Source organism: Candidatus Omnitrophota bacterium, assembly GCA_028715965.1.
Classification (GTDB): Bacteria; Omnitrophota; Gorgyraeia; order Tantalellales; family Tantalellaceae; genus JAQUQS01.
The window spans coordinates 31,849-51,078 of sequence record JAQUQS010000012.1; the positions used below are offsets into that span (position 1 = coordinate 31,849).

Annotated in this window: 1 protein-coding gene (only partly in view); it reads left to right on the forward strand. The window is 51.9% G+C overall.

Translation table 11 applies throughout. From position 1 onward, the window contains the following. Positions 1 to 19,230: part of a LamG domain-containing protein coding region (locus PHH49_06110; protein MDD5488514.1), annotated on the forward strand (this coding region is incomplete at both ends). Its footprint begins 31,848 nt before the window's first position; the window shows 19,230 of its 51,078 annotated nt.

Below are 19,230 nucleotides of genomic sequence, written 5' to 3' on the forward strand. Positions count from 1 at the left end.
CGTTACTTATGAGCCGCGTATAACCGAAGATCCGGACATCGTCGGGATGATAGAACAATACGGATCTATGCCTGGCTCATTGGCTGGGAAGTATATGGGTGATATGGAGCAGACCAGTACTTCCAGCAGCTGGACATATTACCGGCAGTATGTATACGCGGATGCGGCCAAAACACAACTGGTCGCTACATGTTATTACAGGGAGTCGGCAAGCCAAGGAGTGGACAGGTTCATGTACAGCATGTCCGTCAATGAAGACGGCGTCAACGCAAGCTATAACTACGACCAGAACGGCAATATTACGAGCAAACGTATAAACAATGCTTTCGATTATGTTGATGTTGAGGTGCGTTTTGATCCCGAGAATAGTGGCCGAGTGAGTTCGATAACATTCTCCTCCTCCATAGGCGACCAGTATAGCGACCTGGAGTTCCAGGGAGTATCCTGCGAATATGACCAGAGCGGTAAGCTCGTTTCCCTGCATGCCTATGAATCCAAGTATAACATGGACCAGGATGACCCGGTCAAATTCAGCTATACCCTGGGCTCGGATGGCTGGACCCGCGGGGGAGAGGCTACGCGTTCATATATAAGTTCCAGCAATTCGGACCTATTCGATATCATAGCGGTCAAGATCGACACCTCGAGGCTCGATCATGCATACAATGTAAAAGTAGAGGTGGACTTATATGATTCCAAGGGCCAGGTGCTCAGGATGACAGAGACCGTTACGGACGGGAACAACATAACGGTAACTGCCGATATATCCGACAGGGTGTACAACGTCTATGGCGACCTATTATCGACAGAAAAATCCGTACTACAGGCTACAGCTGATCCCGAGCTGGCCGCGAACCAGAACAGTGCCGGGTATTATTTCAGCGGTTTCACATCAAGCGACGGCAAGAGCTATACGGTGAAGGTCTACAGTGATGAAGCCATGACCGACCTTGTCGCCACCCGTTACTATACCAAAAGTGTGGAAGGTGAGGGGAACGATGCTGTAACGGTCATGGTCCTGAAAAGCATAACGGCGGTAGAGGACGGATGCAATGTGGTTTACAAATATAATTACGCTTACGGGTACCTTGACACGAAGATCGTGAACACCGTTGATGAGAGCGGGAACCCGGTCACATACACATATCATTACAATGGTGAGAATGTCACCAGCATTTATTATGCCGGCGGCGACGGAATAACGGCGCCTAATGGTGAAACGGCCGCCAGGGTCGATTTTTCATATGACAGTGAAGGCCGTGTATACCTGAAGAGGTTTTACGATACTACAGGCGCGAGCCATGAGATCGCGAGCTGTAAGTATGAGTATGATGCCGAAGGCAATGTGACAAAACATTTCTACAATGGCTCACATTCCAGTTCGTCCGCCTATGTGGGGACCCTCCCGATGGACGAAGATGAGTTCCTGGCTGCGGATAAAATGAACGCCGGCATCATGGTGGATAAGTACCACGCGCCATACACTATCATACTCACGACCATCAACAGTTATAACGCGGACGGGAATGTTAACCGAATGACCCGTTCCACCCTTGATTGTGGGTCAACTTCAAGAAATATCGGCACATTTACCATTGAAAAGGATAGCCGTAACCGGACATATGACTCCAGCGGTCGTCTTATCTATTCGGATGTCTCTGTGCGAAAGGGCGAAAGTTCGTATAACATCGATGGAGGAAACGAACACCTGTCGGTACAGCCTGAAAAATACAGTGTCGAGACGCGGTATGCCTATAATTCCTTGGGGCAGGTCGCGCGGATGTACGTCGAGACCGATCGGACGTCCGGTATTGATACCATTGAGCAGGACGTTGAGGACAGGAAGTATGACATGAACGGGGCGCTCACGTATTCTAACGTTCATGTCCACCAGGGGTATACGTCAAGGACCGAGCTATACACACACGGCGTGCAGGATTATCATAGTAAAACCTTCTTTGAATATGACGAGGATGGCCGTGTCATCAATTCGCTGGTCATCGACTCCGCTTCGGACAGCCACGGGGACAATATCTTCACATACACTACTAATATCCATGTTGATGAGTATGATGCGATGGGGAGGATAGCCCGCGCTACAACGACAGTTACGAAAGAAACGCAATATGTGAAGCTGGAATCCGTTGAAAAAGATGTTGCCGCGCGCCGATATGACAACGCCGGGAATATCGTGTACTCAAGGACACAGAAGAGCGAAACAACTACGGATCTTGTGTCCGGAGAGGTCTTTGCCCGGAACTATATCGAGGAGCATACGATACACGAATATGATAAGGACGGCAACGTGCTCAATGAGACCATGACCGTCATCGAGAACGGGAGAACGACGACAACGCGCGACCTTACTAATAAGGTCTATTATAACGGGGTTGTCGCCCGTTCCTATGTGGAAGTATGTGAGTCTACCGGTTCGGGGAACGACCATGTCTATACGGTAAAAATAGATGCCGGTACCTACGAAGGTAATTATTATTCTGGTACCGTGCTGCCCAAAAGGGTGACCGTGACCATCACCGACGGGGATACCATAACGGTCGAGCAGGACGTAAAAGACCGGGAATATGACAATTTTGGCCAGCTTATACGCGCTTACATGCGCGTGTCCGAGACCACGGGCGATAGCGTTGTGACGACAAATAAGGTAGTGAACATAACTTCCTATGATCATTTTGGTAATGTGTTGAGCTATAAAGAGGATATCTTGAAGGGGTACGCGGGCAGTTCATATAGTTCCAAGGACATCATTCGCACTAACACATACACGCTTAATTACGATGATGCGGGAAATGCCATGAACGCGACCTGTACCGTAAAGATAACGGGCGGGAGTACGACAACGACCACGGTATCGTCTGGGGAATTCCGGTTGCCTGCTACGCTGAAAACGTCACGTCAGGAGATGATCTTTATCTCGAACGCTTCCATTGGGAGGCGGACATATTATTATAGCCCGCCGCCACCCCCGAGAGTTTCAGTAACGAACCAGACATTCGATGAGAATGGTAATGTGCTCAGGGAGACTGTTACTATTCTGGATGGCGGCAAAACGACCGTCATTACGGATATTGAGGACCGGCAATATGACGAGAACGGGAATGTTACTTATTCCAAGAAGGAAACGACTGTTACCACTTCCGGAGGGTCCAGCCAAACATCCATACAGGAAATAGTCGTGCATGGATATGACGTGGACGGCAACATATTGCAGATGACACAGACCACGGTATCCGGGGGTATCACTACGGTAGTTACGGATATGTGTGACAGGACATATGATGAAAATGGACGTTTGACCTCATATTCGCAAAAGGTGGTTGAGACCGGCGACGGACTTGATCATACATATTTCGAGTCGCTACAGATACTTTCTTATGCGAATGGTACGGACGATATACTTCGCATGACAAAGACCATTACGGATAACGGGGTCACCACGGTAATGACGGACATTGCGGATCGTGAGTACCAGGCCGGCGGGCTTCTCCGCTATTCGAATGTGGAGATACATGAGACCGGGGAAGGGCTGGACCATGTTTATACCAAAGAAACAGATATCGTGATGTACGACCAGTATGACCAGGTCCTGCGCATGAACGTTACTATCCATGATGGGGGGCTGACATCGATAGAAAAGGATATAGCGAACCGGACATATGATGACTTCGGGAATCTTCTTTCAGCGACGACAGAAGTGACCGAGCTTGGAACCGGCCTCCGCCATGTATACACTGAAACGCTGGAGATAGCTTCTTACAACGGTCTGGGACAGATAAACAGGATGACGAGGACGACGGTCGACGGCGTGACTACGACCATCGTCGAGGATATCGCTGACAGGGGGTATGACAGTGTAGGAAGGTTCATCAGCTCGACCGCGAATAAAAGCGCGTACGAGATGTCCGGAAAAGATCGGAACACATTGTATGAGAACGTAAAGTCGATAACGCAGGTCAACGCGTATAATAGCGTCAGCCTTATATCGCGAATGACCACGATAGAGAACGGCGTTACGAAGAAAGATGTAGCGGACCGGCTTTACGACCTGCAAGGCCGCCTTCTGTACTCCAAAGTGTCTGTGCCCAAGAAACAGGTCGCGTTATCTTCTGCCACGACCAGGACATATCTGGCGTATGTTGAAGAAACGACTGTGCAGGAATATAACGATCTGGGCCAGATAATGTACCAGTCAGTCGTAAAGATATATGAGGACGGGGATAATCGTTCATTTGAGAACATCCCCGACCCGATGGAATATGACAGGGAGGGTAACCTCCTGGATGATTTCGCGTTCCCGGATGATCGGAGATATGTTGACCAAACGATGGCTGAACCGGAGGCCGAAGCGAGTTCAAGCGCCAAATCCACGCTGAACAACAGGCAAATTGTCCAGAAGCAGAAGAGCGGGGCGATAAATTCCGGTGGATCGTTCAATTTCGGGGGCTCGCAGAGCTACACGCCGTCATATTCTCCATCTTACCCGACGAACTCATATTCGAGTTATTTCGGAGACTTCTATTCGGATCCCTACTCATTCAATTACTCTACCTATGAGGCGCTGCCGTTGTATGACTTCCTGATACCGGCGTCGGAGATGATCGTCCCACTGTATGATTTCAGCTCCGGGGATTATTTCTCGTCATCAAGTTATTCTTATCCAACATACCAGAACTATTATGACCCGTATTCGAACTATTTCAATAATTCGGGAAGCTACTATTCTTCGTCGTATAGTTTCGAAATGTTCGATTACGGGCAGGATTATTCCATACCGATATCTCCCTATGCCGGAAATCTCAACCAGGCCTGGTTCGGTTCAGACAACTCTTACTATGCCGCGACCACTTCGGACAGCATGTGGGCCTCGTCTGGATATAACTTCTTTGATTTTACCGATCCGGGGATTGGCCTGGACGGCCTTTATTCGGACGATTCCTGGCTTACTTATTACGCGACGGACAATAAGAATCCGTATGATGTCGGTTTGTGGAATTCGGGTATGTTCAATAGCACCATACAATCAGTAATTGATACCGGCACGGCGAGCGCAGAGTACGGCTATCTGGACCTTATGGGGTCGGTAGCGAAGGGTTACAATGACATCTATGGAACTAACCTGGACATCTCAAACATCTACGACTATGTTACGGTCCTTGATTATATATCAACATACGCCGAAGATAGTGCTATATACGGCGTGACCGGGGCGGATGTCATGTTTGAAAGTTCATATTTCTCCGCCGGTTCCATATACGATATGATCGGGTCCACCTATGACGACCTTAATAATTTTGACTGGAGTGCCTTTGCTCTGGAGAACGATACTGAAGGTTATGGGACCGACACATCATCAAGTTGGTGGTCCGATCTCTATGACAATAGCGGTTCATTCTTCCAGGATGTAATGGATGAGAGCTTGACGGTATTCGATACGATACAAGATATCGTCAAGATCGATTGCGATGGCGGCGCCGCTCTCGGTTATGAATATTTTTCCTCCATGGCAGATGAGTGGATCGATGCCGGTCTGGGCGTTATGCGGCAGGGCGATGATAGCATGTTCAACCATGCGATAGCTTACGCGACCAACGCGATCACCGGTACCATCGGTTTCTTCAGTAATACCGATTTCATGCTGACCACCGCTACTAATCTCGAAGAATTCGCTTCGGGGTTATGGGATACCATGACGGTGCCAGAATCATACACATCATATGACTATATGAGTACCTATGACCTCCCGACCGTTGATTATACGGAAACATATAGTCAGCCGGTCCAAATATATGATTCTCCTTTGGTCTATGAGCCATCAGGAAATAACGAGATATTCGCGACCAGTTCTATGAGCGGCACTGACTATATCAACCTGTACGATCCATCTTATTCGTCCCAGTCGACCAAGGTCGAAAGTTATGTATATACCCAAACTGTTCCCGCGGCAGTGTCACTTTCCAGCACGTCGTACCCGGACCTGGCCGCCACGGAAAGCTACGGAGGAACGATAGACTCTGCGGCCGGAGACCTCTTGCAGAACATTACATATGAAGCCGATACGTACATGCAGTACATGGAAAGTACCGTGGACATAGGTTCCTATATGTCGACCGGGGTAGAAAGCTATAACAGCGCCATTTCCACGATACAGAACCCACTTGATTCGATCAGCATGCAGGATGTATATGAAAATAACGTGGGCGGGCAATTGGACCCGGTTGTGAGTTATACTCCCGACATCAATAACTTCATCGGAGACGATATATTTGCGGGAATATCTTCCGTAGGTTCGTTCGACATGCCCGAAGCCGGGGCCCAGGGGATCAATGCCATGTTCGACCTGCCTGACATGGACATGCACGCAGGGATAGATGACATCAACATGGGAATGCAAACGCCCAATGTGGGGTCGCTCAACATGCCGGATATGGCGCATTTCGATCCGGGACTCGAGCCGGGGGTAGGGTTTGATCCCGTGGACAATGTGTATATGCCTGATATCAACGCCCAGATAGACGTTGTAGATAAGGTCACAGGCCCGTTAATGAGCGCAAACGCGGGATCTGTGGACATATCGGACATCTCCGGAGGATTCAACGCGTTCGACACCGCGGCCGTTCCTGAACTGAATATGGACGTTACCCAACGTTCCTTCGACATGTTCGACCCAGGTACTTTGAATAAAGACTCTCTTATTCAAGCTGTTTCCGATATCCAGATGAACGTTCCTTCGGCTATACCATCCGGAACAGGAATGGGAGCAGGCCTGTTGATGTCCCTGACGTCGGATGCTTTCTTTGACAAAGGCGTAAGCATTGCTGATATTGAGAACATGAACGCGCCGACCACATTGCCGTCAGGAACAGCCGTGTCCGAACTCTACGATACCAGCGCGATAAGTACGGCTTCCATACCAATGCCGCAACCACAAAATTATGAAACTGCCGCTATGAGCGAACCGGCTCAACTTGACCGGACAGGCAATGTCCAGGCCCCGATATCGGCTATGAATGATCTCAGCGCGATGTCCGACGCCGGATCGACGTATGAAGCTCCTACGACACTTAAATTGCTGGACGCGTTTGGCGATGGCCCTTCCGGTGCCCTTTTTGGCGGGGAGAGTATAAACACACATATCTCCCAGCTGGTAAATAACGCTATCCTGTCGGGTGATGCGGGAAGCGCGGATACGGATATTAACCTTGAATCCAGGTCCATGAGCCAGGATATCTCCCAGGCTATAGACCTGCGCAGCACTATAGGCGCGGATATGTCTACCATACCGACATATGACGGAAATGTGCGGAGTTCCGCGGGTAATGAGATCTCCATGAATTACGGTGTTCCAAGCGCTTCTGGTATTTCCGGAGTTACCACTAACAGTGAATTCCTTGCAAACACGGGCATGCCAGGTAGCGTAAGCTCGATCGACCCTGCTGCGACCGCGATACCAAGTCAGTCTTACGGAACTACGGCTGCCGGCTTGGGAGAAGGATCTCAAAGTATTCCATTCATGACGGACAGTCCGCTTGGCAATGCTAACTACGACACGATGAACACCGATATCCGACAGGCTGGTATACCATCGACCACTACCGCTTTCGGATCGTCGAACGAGAACGCGGTTTTTGACGATCTCTCCGGTTCCAGTGAAAAGATGGGGATGGAAGCTATCTATGGGTCATTGCCAGGACAGAATGTCGGCAATATCGGAGATATACCCGCTATTTACCAGAGAGATGTCGCTGGCACGAATGCCGCCATATATCAGGATAATGGCGCAACCGGTGAATTATCCCCACTGAACAGTTTTGATCCAGGAACGACCATGTATGGGATGGACAGCGTGGGGTCATCATATGCGGGGTTGCCTGATATCCTGGGTGGTTTTGACCCCAATGGATATTCTAGCGGCATACAAGGGGCGGATCATATGTCCTTAATGTCTGCCGGGGTAGGCGGCGAGGTAACTTCCGCCGCGGGGATAGATCTGAACGCCGGGATATCGGGGGCATCCATTAACATGACGGATGCCGGATTCAGCGGCGAACTTTACGACGGGGGTATGCCGGTATCGTACGGTATCGACTATGTCAATTCGTCAGCGTCCCTGGGATATGGAACAAATGGTGGCGGCCAGGGTCGATCCGGATCGGTAGATGCGACCTTTGACATTACCGGTGCCGGAATGAACACAAGTATCCTTGATATGCGATCCGGTCCGGGTGAGCAATACATGGATACATCGATCGGTGATATCGGCGGAACAGGTTATTATACTAACGATATATACGGCCTTGGCTCGGGAAGCATGGGGCAATACGCTAACGGAGGTAATATTGGTCTATCGAGTATTTCCATGGCGGATACAGAGACCTTGTATGGGCTGGGGGACGGACAGGGTATGGGAAGTTCCATGGCTAATACGCGTGACTTTGCCGGTTCGGGTGTTACGTCGAATATCGGTATCCCGGGCAGTACGGATAACACCATGTTCTATGGGGCCGATATGGACATTTATTCCTCGACCCAGGCCATGATCGGGGAGGCCACAGGCCTGGACGTATACCAGACTTCGTCCTTTAACGACCTGTCATGGGGTATGGGGTTGGACGAATATAATGTGGACATTAACGGGATGTCTCTCACCGACCTTCCTTCCTTGGACAACGCGTATATCGATACTAATGGATATCAAGATATCTTCTCCGGCGGGAACGCATACGGTATGGCGGGCTATGAGTTCGACACTGTAGACCTTATGGGGGTCGGAGCCGAAGACGGTTCGTTCACAGGTGCCGGATATGACGCCGGTGCTTATGACGGTATCTTCGGTATGGGGCTGTACACGGATGATATGGGGTACGGGGCGCTATTCTCGGATGCGATGTATGATCTTGACAGTGCCGTGGCGGGAAATATGGACTTTGGCGATCTTACCTCACAGATATTGAGCAGCCTGGACACGTATGAAACCTCGATATACGGGACAGATATATTAGGCCTGAATGAGCTTGCTAATATGCTCGCGGAATTCGGCGACCTGTCTATGATGGATGGGTTTTTCGCTTCCGCTGTGTCTGACGATCTCTCGGGTATATATAACGCTTTAGATAGCGGAATGATGGGCTTATATGATACCGCGTCAGGGTTGTATGGGGAAAGTATCGTGCCGGACTCGATGGGGGCCGCGACCACCAAGACAGGCTCTCAAGCATTAACTGATGTTCGATCTCAGGATGTCGCCTCTGCCGTGAGTAATGCAACGGACGGCATGGGCTTGCAGGATACGCTTGGTCTTTTTGACGTGTTACGCGACGATACGGCTATGCAGGCGGCAAAAGAACTTATGGCTCCGCTCGACCAACCGTCAATGCCGCTTGGGTTCAAGACGCAGGGCTATATGGCCACAGTTGAGATAGATGGTAAAGTTGTACCATTCGACGCAAGCCGTAACAAGGTGTTCCAGATCGAAGCCACCCCAAAGACGATACAGGGGTTCGAGGGCTTCGATATTGGGCGTGATACGGCCGAGCAGCTAAGCCCCGGGGACAGGGTACAGACGACATTCACCGGGATAGACGGCAGCCAGAGCTCGGAATGGTATATCGTAAGCGCCGACAGCAAGAAATTGCAAGTTTATAACAGCGAGGGCAAAGTTGGTATCGCGGAAGAGACGGGCATAACGATGACGACGACGAACGGGCTTGGCAGGGAACACGCGCTTACGAACGCGCAAGTATTAACGCTGGAGCTAGGGAGCCAACCGACTAACATGTATCCATTAGCAACGGCCCGCATATTGTCGAACTCGACGAATTATGTACGTACCGATATCCCGGGTACCGGAGACTCAAGAACAGGGTCGTCGGTATACGAAGGCATGCATACGAACGCGACGGTAACGAATTATCATGAAGTTGGACTTACGGGAAACTGGATACAGCTTGACGGAAGTATTGTCGAGCAGTTCGGTGGTAACACCGGGTATAACGCGCAGGGCAGGAATGTTGAATGGAACACCGCGGGAACGACATTGAACTTCGCTTCACCGGAGATAGGGGTAACAGGGTTCCTGGACAATGGCCGAGCTATATACACGGGTTCTCTCACCTATACGGGAGACAGGAACTCCCCAATAAATTTCTCTGACGGCACACGCATGGATATCCGTACGGGCGCGGCAAAACTATATGACAGCACTGGCCTGACCCAGGTGCCGCTATATGAAGGGGTGCAGAACGGTAACATGGTTGTACTGTGCCGTAACGAAATAGCCGGGCAGCAGGTAACATTGGGATCGGTCGTGAATAAAGCGTCGTTCAACCTGACGGTAGGCACCTCAGGCGCTTTTGACCCCGGCTACAGCGTTATTGATGCCGTATCGGGCAATATGATGACCGAGGAAGGGTTCAGGTACACCAATGGTGACCGTATCATTGGCGCTAGCGACAGGGAAGTTACGGTGGATGTCCTCAGCAATTGCCTTATTCTTGGGGATTCGCTGCGCATTGACGCGTATGGGAACACGATACCTGTTAATTTGATCCGAGATAACTCAAGGATCAACAAACCGGATTCAGTATTGCAGCAACACGCCGGAGCGGTCCTTAACCTGGACACGTCGAGCAACAGTTTATCTGTTGTCAGGTCCGACTACACCGTGATAAGCGATTACCATTATACCGGACAGGGAAGTACGGTCTACTCGAGCACTATGTTCAGTGAAGGGGCGCCGTTGTCGGGCAAGAGCTCTTCGGGTATGAGGGAGATAGAGGCACTGATGAACGTCGAAGGAATGATAGACATCGTGAAGGGATCGAGGTTTACCGAGGAGAACGGCAAATTCGTCATGAAAGCCGGTGACGTGATAACGAACGTTGGGGATAATGGATCGATCCGGGTGAACGTCCCTGTAGACATGGCTGATACAACGAGGTACGCTCTTACCGATATAGATGCTGGCGAATCAGGGGCCGTGTATAAGAACACATACATGGTGATCTCTGGTGAAGAAGCGATCAGGAACACTATAGTGCGTGCGGGGGATGTAATAAACAATATATCAATAGACGAGAAAGTATCACTGGAAAAAGTGAGGGGCGATCACGGCTTTACGTTCAATAGCGAATATGTCCAGGGGAATATAGCTGTACATGACATCCTGCAGGCAACGGTAGGGGGCAAGAGTTTAAGTGTTCCGATACTGAACGACCGGATCGACGGCGTTGAGGTTTTTGCCGCGCCGATAGCGGCTCTGGGGTTAACTGCGCAGAAAGAGCTCAACAATGGTTATATAAGCGTTGGGATAACGGGTGAGAAAATGTCATCCGCTCCGAACTATATACAACTAGGAGAGCTTAACGGCACACTTCATGCCGGGGAAGGCTTCAGGTTCACTAATACGGACAGCGTTGTGCGCGCCGCGGGCACGAATTCCACCGGGATAGGGATAACCTGGGACATCTCAAGCGGCCTGATCACGACGACCGATAGTGTGCGGCTAAACCATGGCGCGGGCGATTATTCAGCGGGCATGACGTTCACACAGAACGCGGGCGCTAAAATGGCCCTTGCCGGCAGGGATATGGTCATATTATCGTCCGAGAACACATATACCGGAAAGATCGGCACAGATGTTGCGGGCCAGGACAAGTTCGCGAGCATAACATTCACTAAAATATTGGGCTCAGACAGACAGGAGAACATATCGTTCAAATGCCCGGGCGAACAGGAAGTCGTGGACCAGACGGCGTTCTTCAGATATAACGGGTACAAAAATGTGGTCTCGGAAGTGGAAAAAGGCGCCGTATACAGCACTCGCGAGATGGACGGACATCCTCTGGGATATAACATCGTGAGGATCGGCCAAAAATTCGGGAGCGACGGATCCATTAGTATTCCTGACGGCAGTAATATATTGGACGGTGCGGGCAAGCTGTACGATGGGGTAACGGAGAGGACCGAAAAGCTGTTCGAGGCCGGCAAAACTATTACAGCCAAGAAATCCGACGGGGCGCAGTATATCCATCAGGTCGCGCAGACGTTCGAAAAGTTCTATAACAAGTTCGGTTTCGAAGCCGAGTTCTCTCGAAATGGTGTTATCGAAACGACCGCGCAGGTCGTCGTGGACAAGAACGCCACGTTCAGGATAGAAGGCGCGGCAATGTGGGAAACCGCGATGCCGGATGGCGTAGGGATAGCCAGTGTATCGACATACAGACAAGTGAACGGCGAAAAGATCTCCACGAGGCAGGACGGCGCGATAAAGACCGTCGACATCCTGGGTAACGCTTCGGGGACAACGCCGCTAATATCCGTAAATGACGCGGAAAGGCTCGGCCATTATTTCACGACTACCTCAGACCCAAATATCCCGGGATGGATGGAGGATAATTCGGTCACGGGAACGCTGCTTAAGAGCATGACCTACGACTGCATACGGAAGGGCGGCAAGGAATACGGGTTCGATGGCGGAGCCAAAATAGATGGCGGGAACCTGGTACTTGAATACGTTGGCAAACTCCGTTACACCTCGACAGAAAAAGACGGTACGATATTTACCTGCGATATAGGTACCGGGTACGAGATGCCCGGTAAGAAATATTCGCCCGCCGACCTGGTATACTCATCCGCCGGTGGGGTAACAGCGGCCAGCAAGACGATACTGGACACAAGGGGGGTAAAACATACCCTTTCATACACCATGGACCTCACAACGGATTACAGGACCAACCTTTATGGGTTACGGCACTTTGATTCTTTTGTAGGCGATCTTCGACACGAAACAATGATGTATTCATCCATACTGGGCGACCAGAGCCTTATGGGCGCCGCCCAACTTATCGCCAATAAGATGTTCGACCGTGGCACGTATGACAAGGTCAATTACAAGACCATATCTTATACGAACACGGATAAGAGCGGGGACGCGTACAAATTGACCTCATACGCGAACAAGGTCGAAGGCAACAAAACCGCCTCGTTGTCGGTCTATACACGCGGCGCGCAAGCCACAGCGGCACTGATGGGGCAGAACTGGTGGGATCTAGCGGGGCTTAAGGACGATATGACGAGTGTCCTCAAGTACAATGGGGACATAATGGGCGTCACGAACGCCATGCGTGACATTTGTGGCGATCATTATATCAGTTCGATATCGTTCCCGTGGAAGACGGAAGGCGGGCAATTCCAGGCGCATGAGGTAACGCAGCTCACGTCAAAGATCATCGAGGACTATGGTGTTGACGGTAAGAGCGTGGAGTTGAACCTGTATGACGCCCAGGACAATGTCCGGGCGCGGCAATACGCCAGATACGACGCGGATGGCGCGCTCAAAAGCCAGACCGCGTATCTAATGGGTACCGACTCGAGAACGATAAGTGACGTAACGCTGTTCGGTGACCACACAGCCGATATACATACCGACGGCAAGGACCTGTATCTTGTCGTAAAAGGTCTGGACAGTAATCCTCTGGCCGCGAGTATAGGAACGCATGAGTTCAGCGAACAATATTCCGGTGACTTTAGCGGCAAGCTTATCGCGAAACTGGATATGAACGGGCAGCTTACCCCGGTGGAGCAGGGAATATTGGGCACGTTCAAGGCGGCGAACGGTGCCCTTGATATGAAGCTGGACGGGAATGAGATATCCGCTAGCCGGATGATGATCGGCAATAACGGGCTCATGCAGATGGACGCGGTAGTGACGATAAACGGCAATTCCGGCGGGACAGCCATTGACGCGGACGTATTCGGGTATACGGGGCCGGAGATGGCGCAGGGGAATAAGGGTGAGGGTCCTGTCCCGGTCCAGACGTACCGGTACACATATGAGGACGGGAAGATCACGAACGGCACGATCGCGGTAAAAGGCGGCGTTTTCGCGAACGTGGTCAACTTGACGACGATCGTGGACGAATACGGATATGAAAGGGTCTATACGGACATAGTTGGTACCGGCGAGACCGGTCTGGAACGGGGCGCGGCGTATTATAGCACAAAGAGCGCCGTGGACCATATAGTAAGAGATCAGGTCTGGGAGACACTCTCGAACATGGGATTCAAATACGAACATTCGGACGTGATAGGGGAATACCGCACTCAACTCGAGGGGAACCTGAAGGCCGGTAATTATGTGGAATCAATAGCGACACTGGGGAAAATAAGCAATCAGGCGTTCGGGGAAATGTTCGTCAAAAAATCCATGGAAGTTGTAGCGGACTCCACCGGAGTGAAGGACGTACTGCGGAACCGCGCGCTTACTGATCTCAAGGCGGCGTACAAGAATTCAGATGGCGAATACAAGCTGGCTGATGATATGGCCCGCAAGGTGCAGACGGCTTTGACCGCCCATACGGGCTATGAGAGCGAGGGTGAATTCGTAAAGAGCCTGTCGAATTCGATGCAGTTCTACCAGGGCGCGGTAACTTACATGCAGGAGAACCTGTACAGTAAATGGTGGTATACGGCCGCGGGCGGGGAACTGCTTTTTGAGGATAACTACAAAGCTGAAGCGCTTATGGCGGTAAAGGTAGCGGCACTAGTGCCGGGGCTTATATACGCCGCGCCGGCGACACTCGTATCGATGGGCCTATGGGCAGGCGTAAGCGTGGGGGTAGACGTCGGGGTGGCTATATACACCGGTCAGGACATCAACACGGGACAATTGATCGGCAATGCGATCAATAGCGCTTTGACCGCCGGAGCGTTAAAAGGCGGACTGGTCATATTCAATGGCCTCAAGACCGCGTACAACGTATATAGAGGTGTAGGGACGGTCAAAGGAGCCGCGCAGGCGATAAGGGCGGGCGAGATAGCGGCGAATGTCGAAAAAGGCATTGAGATCAGCGCGAGGACGGCGGAAGCGGCAACAAGAGGGGCGCAGATCGTATCGTTCGCGAAGGCCGCGGGTCTGGCAGCGGGTCTTAATACGGCATGGTACGTAGGGTCGATGGCCCTTGACCCGAAAAGTGAGATCACGGCAAGCGGTCTTATGGACGCGGCGCTTAAAGGCGCGGCTTTCGGGTTGGCCGTAAAGGGTTTAGGTCAGATGAACCTGTTCGCGAAGATCAGTCCGACACTGGCGGCAGGCGCGACAAGAATGGCCATAGCTGGAGCGACAATGGGGGCTCTTAACCTCGGATATGACGCTCTGGCGAATTATGTCAGAACGGGCACCGGATTGAGCACGTCACAGATCGTGAACAGTATCGGACAAGGCGTTATGTGGGGCGCTGTAGCAGGTTATCTCTCCACCCCGGCAGGCATGAACCACCTGAGCTCAATAGGATCAAGGGCGCAGGAGATGGGAATAACGAACCGTCAATTAGTGGCGCAAAAGGGCGGCGGGCTGCTCTCGGCGCTCAAGGACCCGCTATTCCTCTCCAGTGCCAAGGGAGCAGCAAGCTGGGCGGCGATATCCCCGTTATTCACGGCCGCCGAAGGCATGTGGACAGCTTTGGCGACAGGCATAGAGGGAGCCATAAAGGGTAACGGATTCCTCGAATCAGCTAAATTCGAGACCGCGAACGGGCCTGTTACAATGGAGATGCTGATAAGAAGCGCTATCGAAGGCCCGAAACAGGGTCTCTGGATGGGACCGATGATACATATAATGGGGCAACCATCCCTGGACGGGGGAGTAGCGGCAGCTTCCGCGGCGGAAGAAGGGTTCCTGAGCCGGGTCAGTACGAATATCGCGAGCGGTAACATCGGTACCGCGGCAATGGACATCATATCCACGTCCGCGTCCTGGACATGGGGCAACGTCGAAATGGCGGGATTTGTCACCGGTATGCACAAACTATTGGATAACTTCACATCACGCGAGGGCGACGGTGGTATCGGCATATCGACGGTGGGAAGCAATATGGGCATATCCGAACTCGATATACTCAGCTGGGCGGCACTTTTCATGAAACCACATCAGCTCAGCCTCATTCCTTTAGCAAAACTCGGCGCAAAAATGTGGTCTGACTCACGCACATTGGCCTCAAAAATAGGCGACGTTGTCGACACCAAAGGCGATGCAAGGATAAAGGCCGAGTCGGCCCTGCTCGATACGCTACTTTCACCGAGCACACGGTTCATAGGCAAAGGACAACTGGAGAAGCTGAATAGTGAGGGCATAACAGAGCTTCGTAGGTCAGGGGACGCTCAAGGCGACACGATGAGCATAAAAGACGTAGTCAAGGTCCGCCGCGAGAGATACGGCGATAGACAGCTCGCGCATGACTATATACAGGTATATGGAGAGAATATGGACGCCCTGGCGAGGGCGGAGATGTATGTCGAGTTCTCGATATCCGACATGATGCCGACCTCACTCAAGGGCGATGTGGCAAGGTCCGGTTCGGGTAACATCCCGAGCCTGAGAGCCCTGGCGGAAACCGCGCTACGCGCCCAATCCAGTGGCGGCAAGATCTCGGAGAACCAGGTAGACGTCATAACCTTCCATATGTGGCATCTTAACAAGAAAGCGGAGATACAGGTCAAAGAAGCGATAGCGGAAGGAGTTAGAAGTATTTCAGGCAAGGTGACATTCGACAGTGAGAAAGCGCGGTTCGAATCTACGGATCCCGCGTTAAAAGGCCGGGTCGATGCCGCAAATGAGGTAATAAGGAGTTTTACCGAGAACACGAGCTGGGACTGGGGCAATAAGTCGTTCGCCGCGAAGTTCGAGCAGATGCTGACCACGCCCGAAGGGGTGTTCGAGCTTTTGACCGGAAGCGGCAAGACGGCGGGATTGGCCCCTTTGATGACGCTACTTGTGCCAACATTATACGAGGGCACGATAAAGACGATGAGTGTCGTATCGGTAGAAGCCGGCAAGAACACACAGGGCTGGGAGGCGTTCCTTAAGGCATACGGTATCACGGACAGGGCGGTCGAAGGCTGTGAGGGCATAAGGGAAGCGACTGTCGATATAGGCGGCAGGGCATACAGGGTGATAAAGGTAGAGCAAAGCGCTCTCGGCAAGGACGCGGACAGGGTCTTTGGTGAGATAGCCGGCAGCAAGTTCGACTCAGTATTCATTGATACGGACACGCTTAAGAACCTTAAAATGGACTCAAGGGGCAAGGTGTCCGGCGGCATGAAAGAGTTCTACGCGAAGATAACGGATTCTTCCTGGGCGTTATATGACGAGGCGCACGCGTTAGCAGGTTCGGCGGACCTCATAACGTCCGATGGGATGGGCAAAGGCATGCATGAATACCAGATAAGCTCTCTGGCGGAGATAGCGGATCTTGTGGGAGAGGTAAGCGGGGGACGTACAAGTGAAGAGTTCAGGTCGCATATGCGGGAGAACTACATGTTCGAGGATAACGGCACATACAGGTTCAGCGACGCGTTCTATGAAGCTGTATACATGAAATATTACGAGAAGAGCGGCAAGATAAGCTATGAACAGTTCAGGGGAGGCGCAGGGGAGCACTGGGGAGCGATAAACGGGTTCGAGGACGCGATGAACATCAAAAAAGGCGGTCGTGACGCTGTAGGGTACGGTGTACATGAGGGCAAGATAGTCCCGATGCAGGGCAATAAGGTAGCCGAGAACATGAGGTGGAGCCAATGGAACGTTGCCGGCGCGAGGGAGATAACCGCGCGCGTATTTGAGGGGGACGCGAGCGCGTTGACAGGCCAGGCGAGAAGCTTGCTTGAGAAAGTAACGACCAACCCTGATTCTGTCAGGGTGAGCGACCTGTCGGTATTACGGGATTTCAGTGTGAGGAGTATGATGACCGGTACGACGAACCTCCTGACGTGGTATGGGCTCTTGGAGGGCATACAGGACCGGTCTATGGGCTCAGAGACGAGTTTTGGCAGGCTGGATAAAGACGGCATGAACGAGCTTCTTTCGGGCGAGATCACCAAGGGTAACCTGAAAAAGCTTATAGGGTCATTACCCAGAACGCTGGATAAGCTGTACGTGGTCTGCCAGGAAGCCAACGTTAACAGGGGCAGATTCGTCGATAGTTTCAAGGAAAGATACGGGAATGACGATGTATGGGTAGTGGAAGGCGCGAACGTATCCTTGTATAAAGGCGGTGAGCGTGTCGGGAGATATGACCTTGAAGGCGCGAACGGGATGGATAAGGCCCTGAAGTCTAAGATGGAGACCGCGCGAAACAACGGCGAAACCTACAAGGGAGTGATACTTCTGGACAGAGCTACCGTGACCGGGTTCAACCTCGAGAACGGTATATATATCCCGCGGGACGTGCTAACCGCTGCGAAGACCGTGAAAGAATCCATGGGCGAGAACGTTTTCCGGCCCGGTGAACGGGGCCGCCAACAGGCGCAGGCCGACACCAAGGGCAGAGAGGTCGGGGAAAGCTACAGAAAGGTCCAGGACTATCTCGACAATTCGGTGGAATTCGTACACGTATTCGATGCGGGATCCACGAAATCGGTCATTGAGCAGTCGGTAGGCCGAGACAGAGGTATCATCGGCAAACGCGGCGATAGCGCGGAATTCGGATATCACGAAAAACGCGTATGGGTCGTAGATGATATGGCTCGTGGCAATATCGAGAGCATAAGCGCGGACGGTTTCAAGGACATGGCGACCAGGAGTGAAAGAGAAGCCTTGAAGAGTTCGTTCACGAAGAGCATGTCGGACGCGCTGCACGCATCACTGGTGGACAGGTTCAGCGTGATGCGGGACAACGCGACTACACAGATGGAACTTGATACTATAGACAGGATGCAAACGGAATTCCAGTCGGAAACGGGTATTAACGATACTCCGGGCACCGGCAAAAAAGGCGAGCTTACGACGATTAAGGATGTGATCGAGTCGGACTTCACGCGCCAGCTTGCGAAGTTCGAGGCCGCGACTCAGCGCGGCAGGTCAGGTCTGAGCGCTGCCAACAGAGAATTCGTAGACGCCATGTCCACGATCGATCACATGCTCAAAGGCGCGGATGGCAAGGTGAACATAGATTTCGGCGAAGGCAAGGTCAGCTACAAGGACGGCAAATGGCAAACATCGGAAGAGGCGGGACGCACACAGTTCTCAAAATTAAACACACCGGAACTCATGAGACAGGCACAGGAATTCATACCCGACAGCCTTGCGCGTGAGACGGTGGACCGGAGGACCCGTCCGGACAGCTCGGTCACCAGAAAAGCCGAAAGCACACTGGGAGAACTGGGCGCAAAAGGCGTTACCCGTGATCAGGTGAACGGCGCGGTCTCTGAGTATTCCAG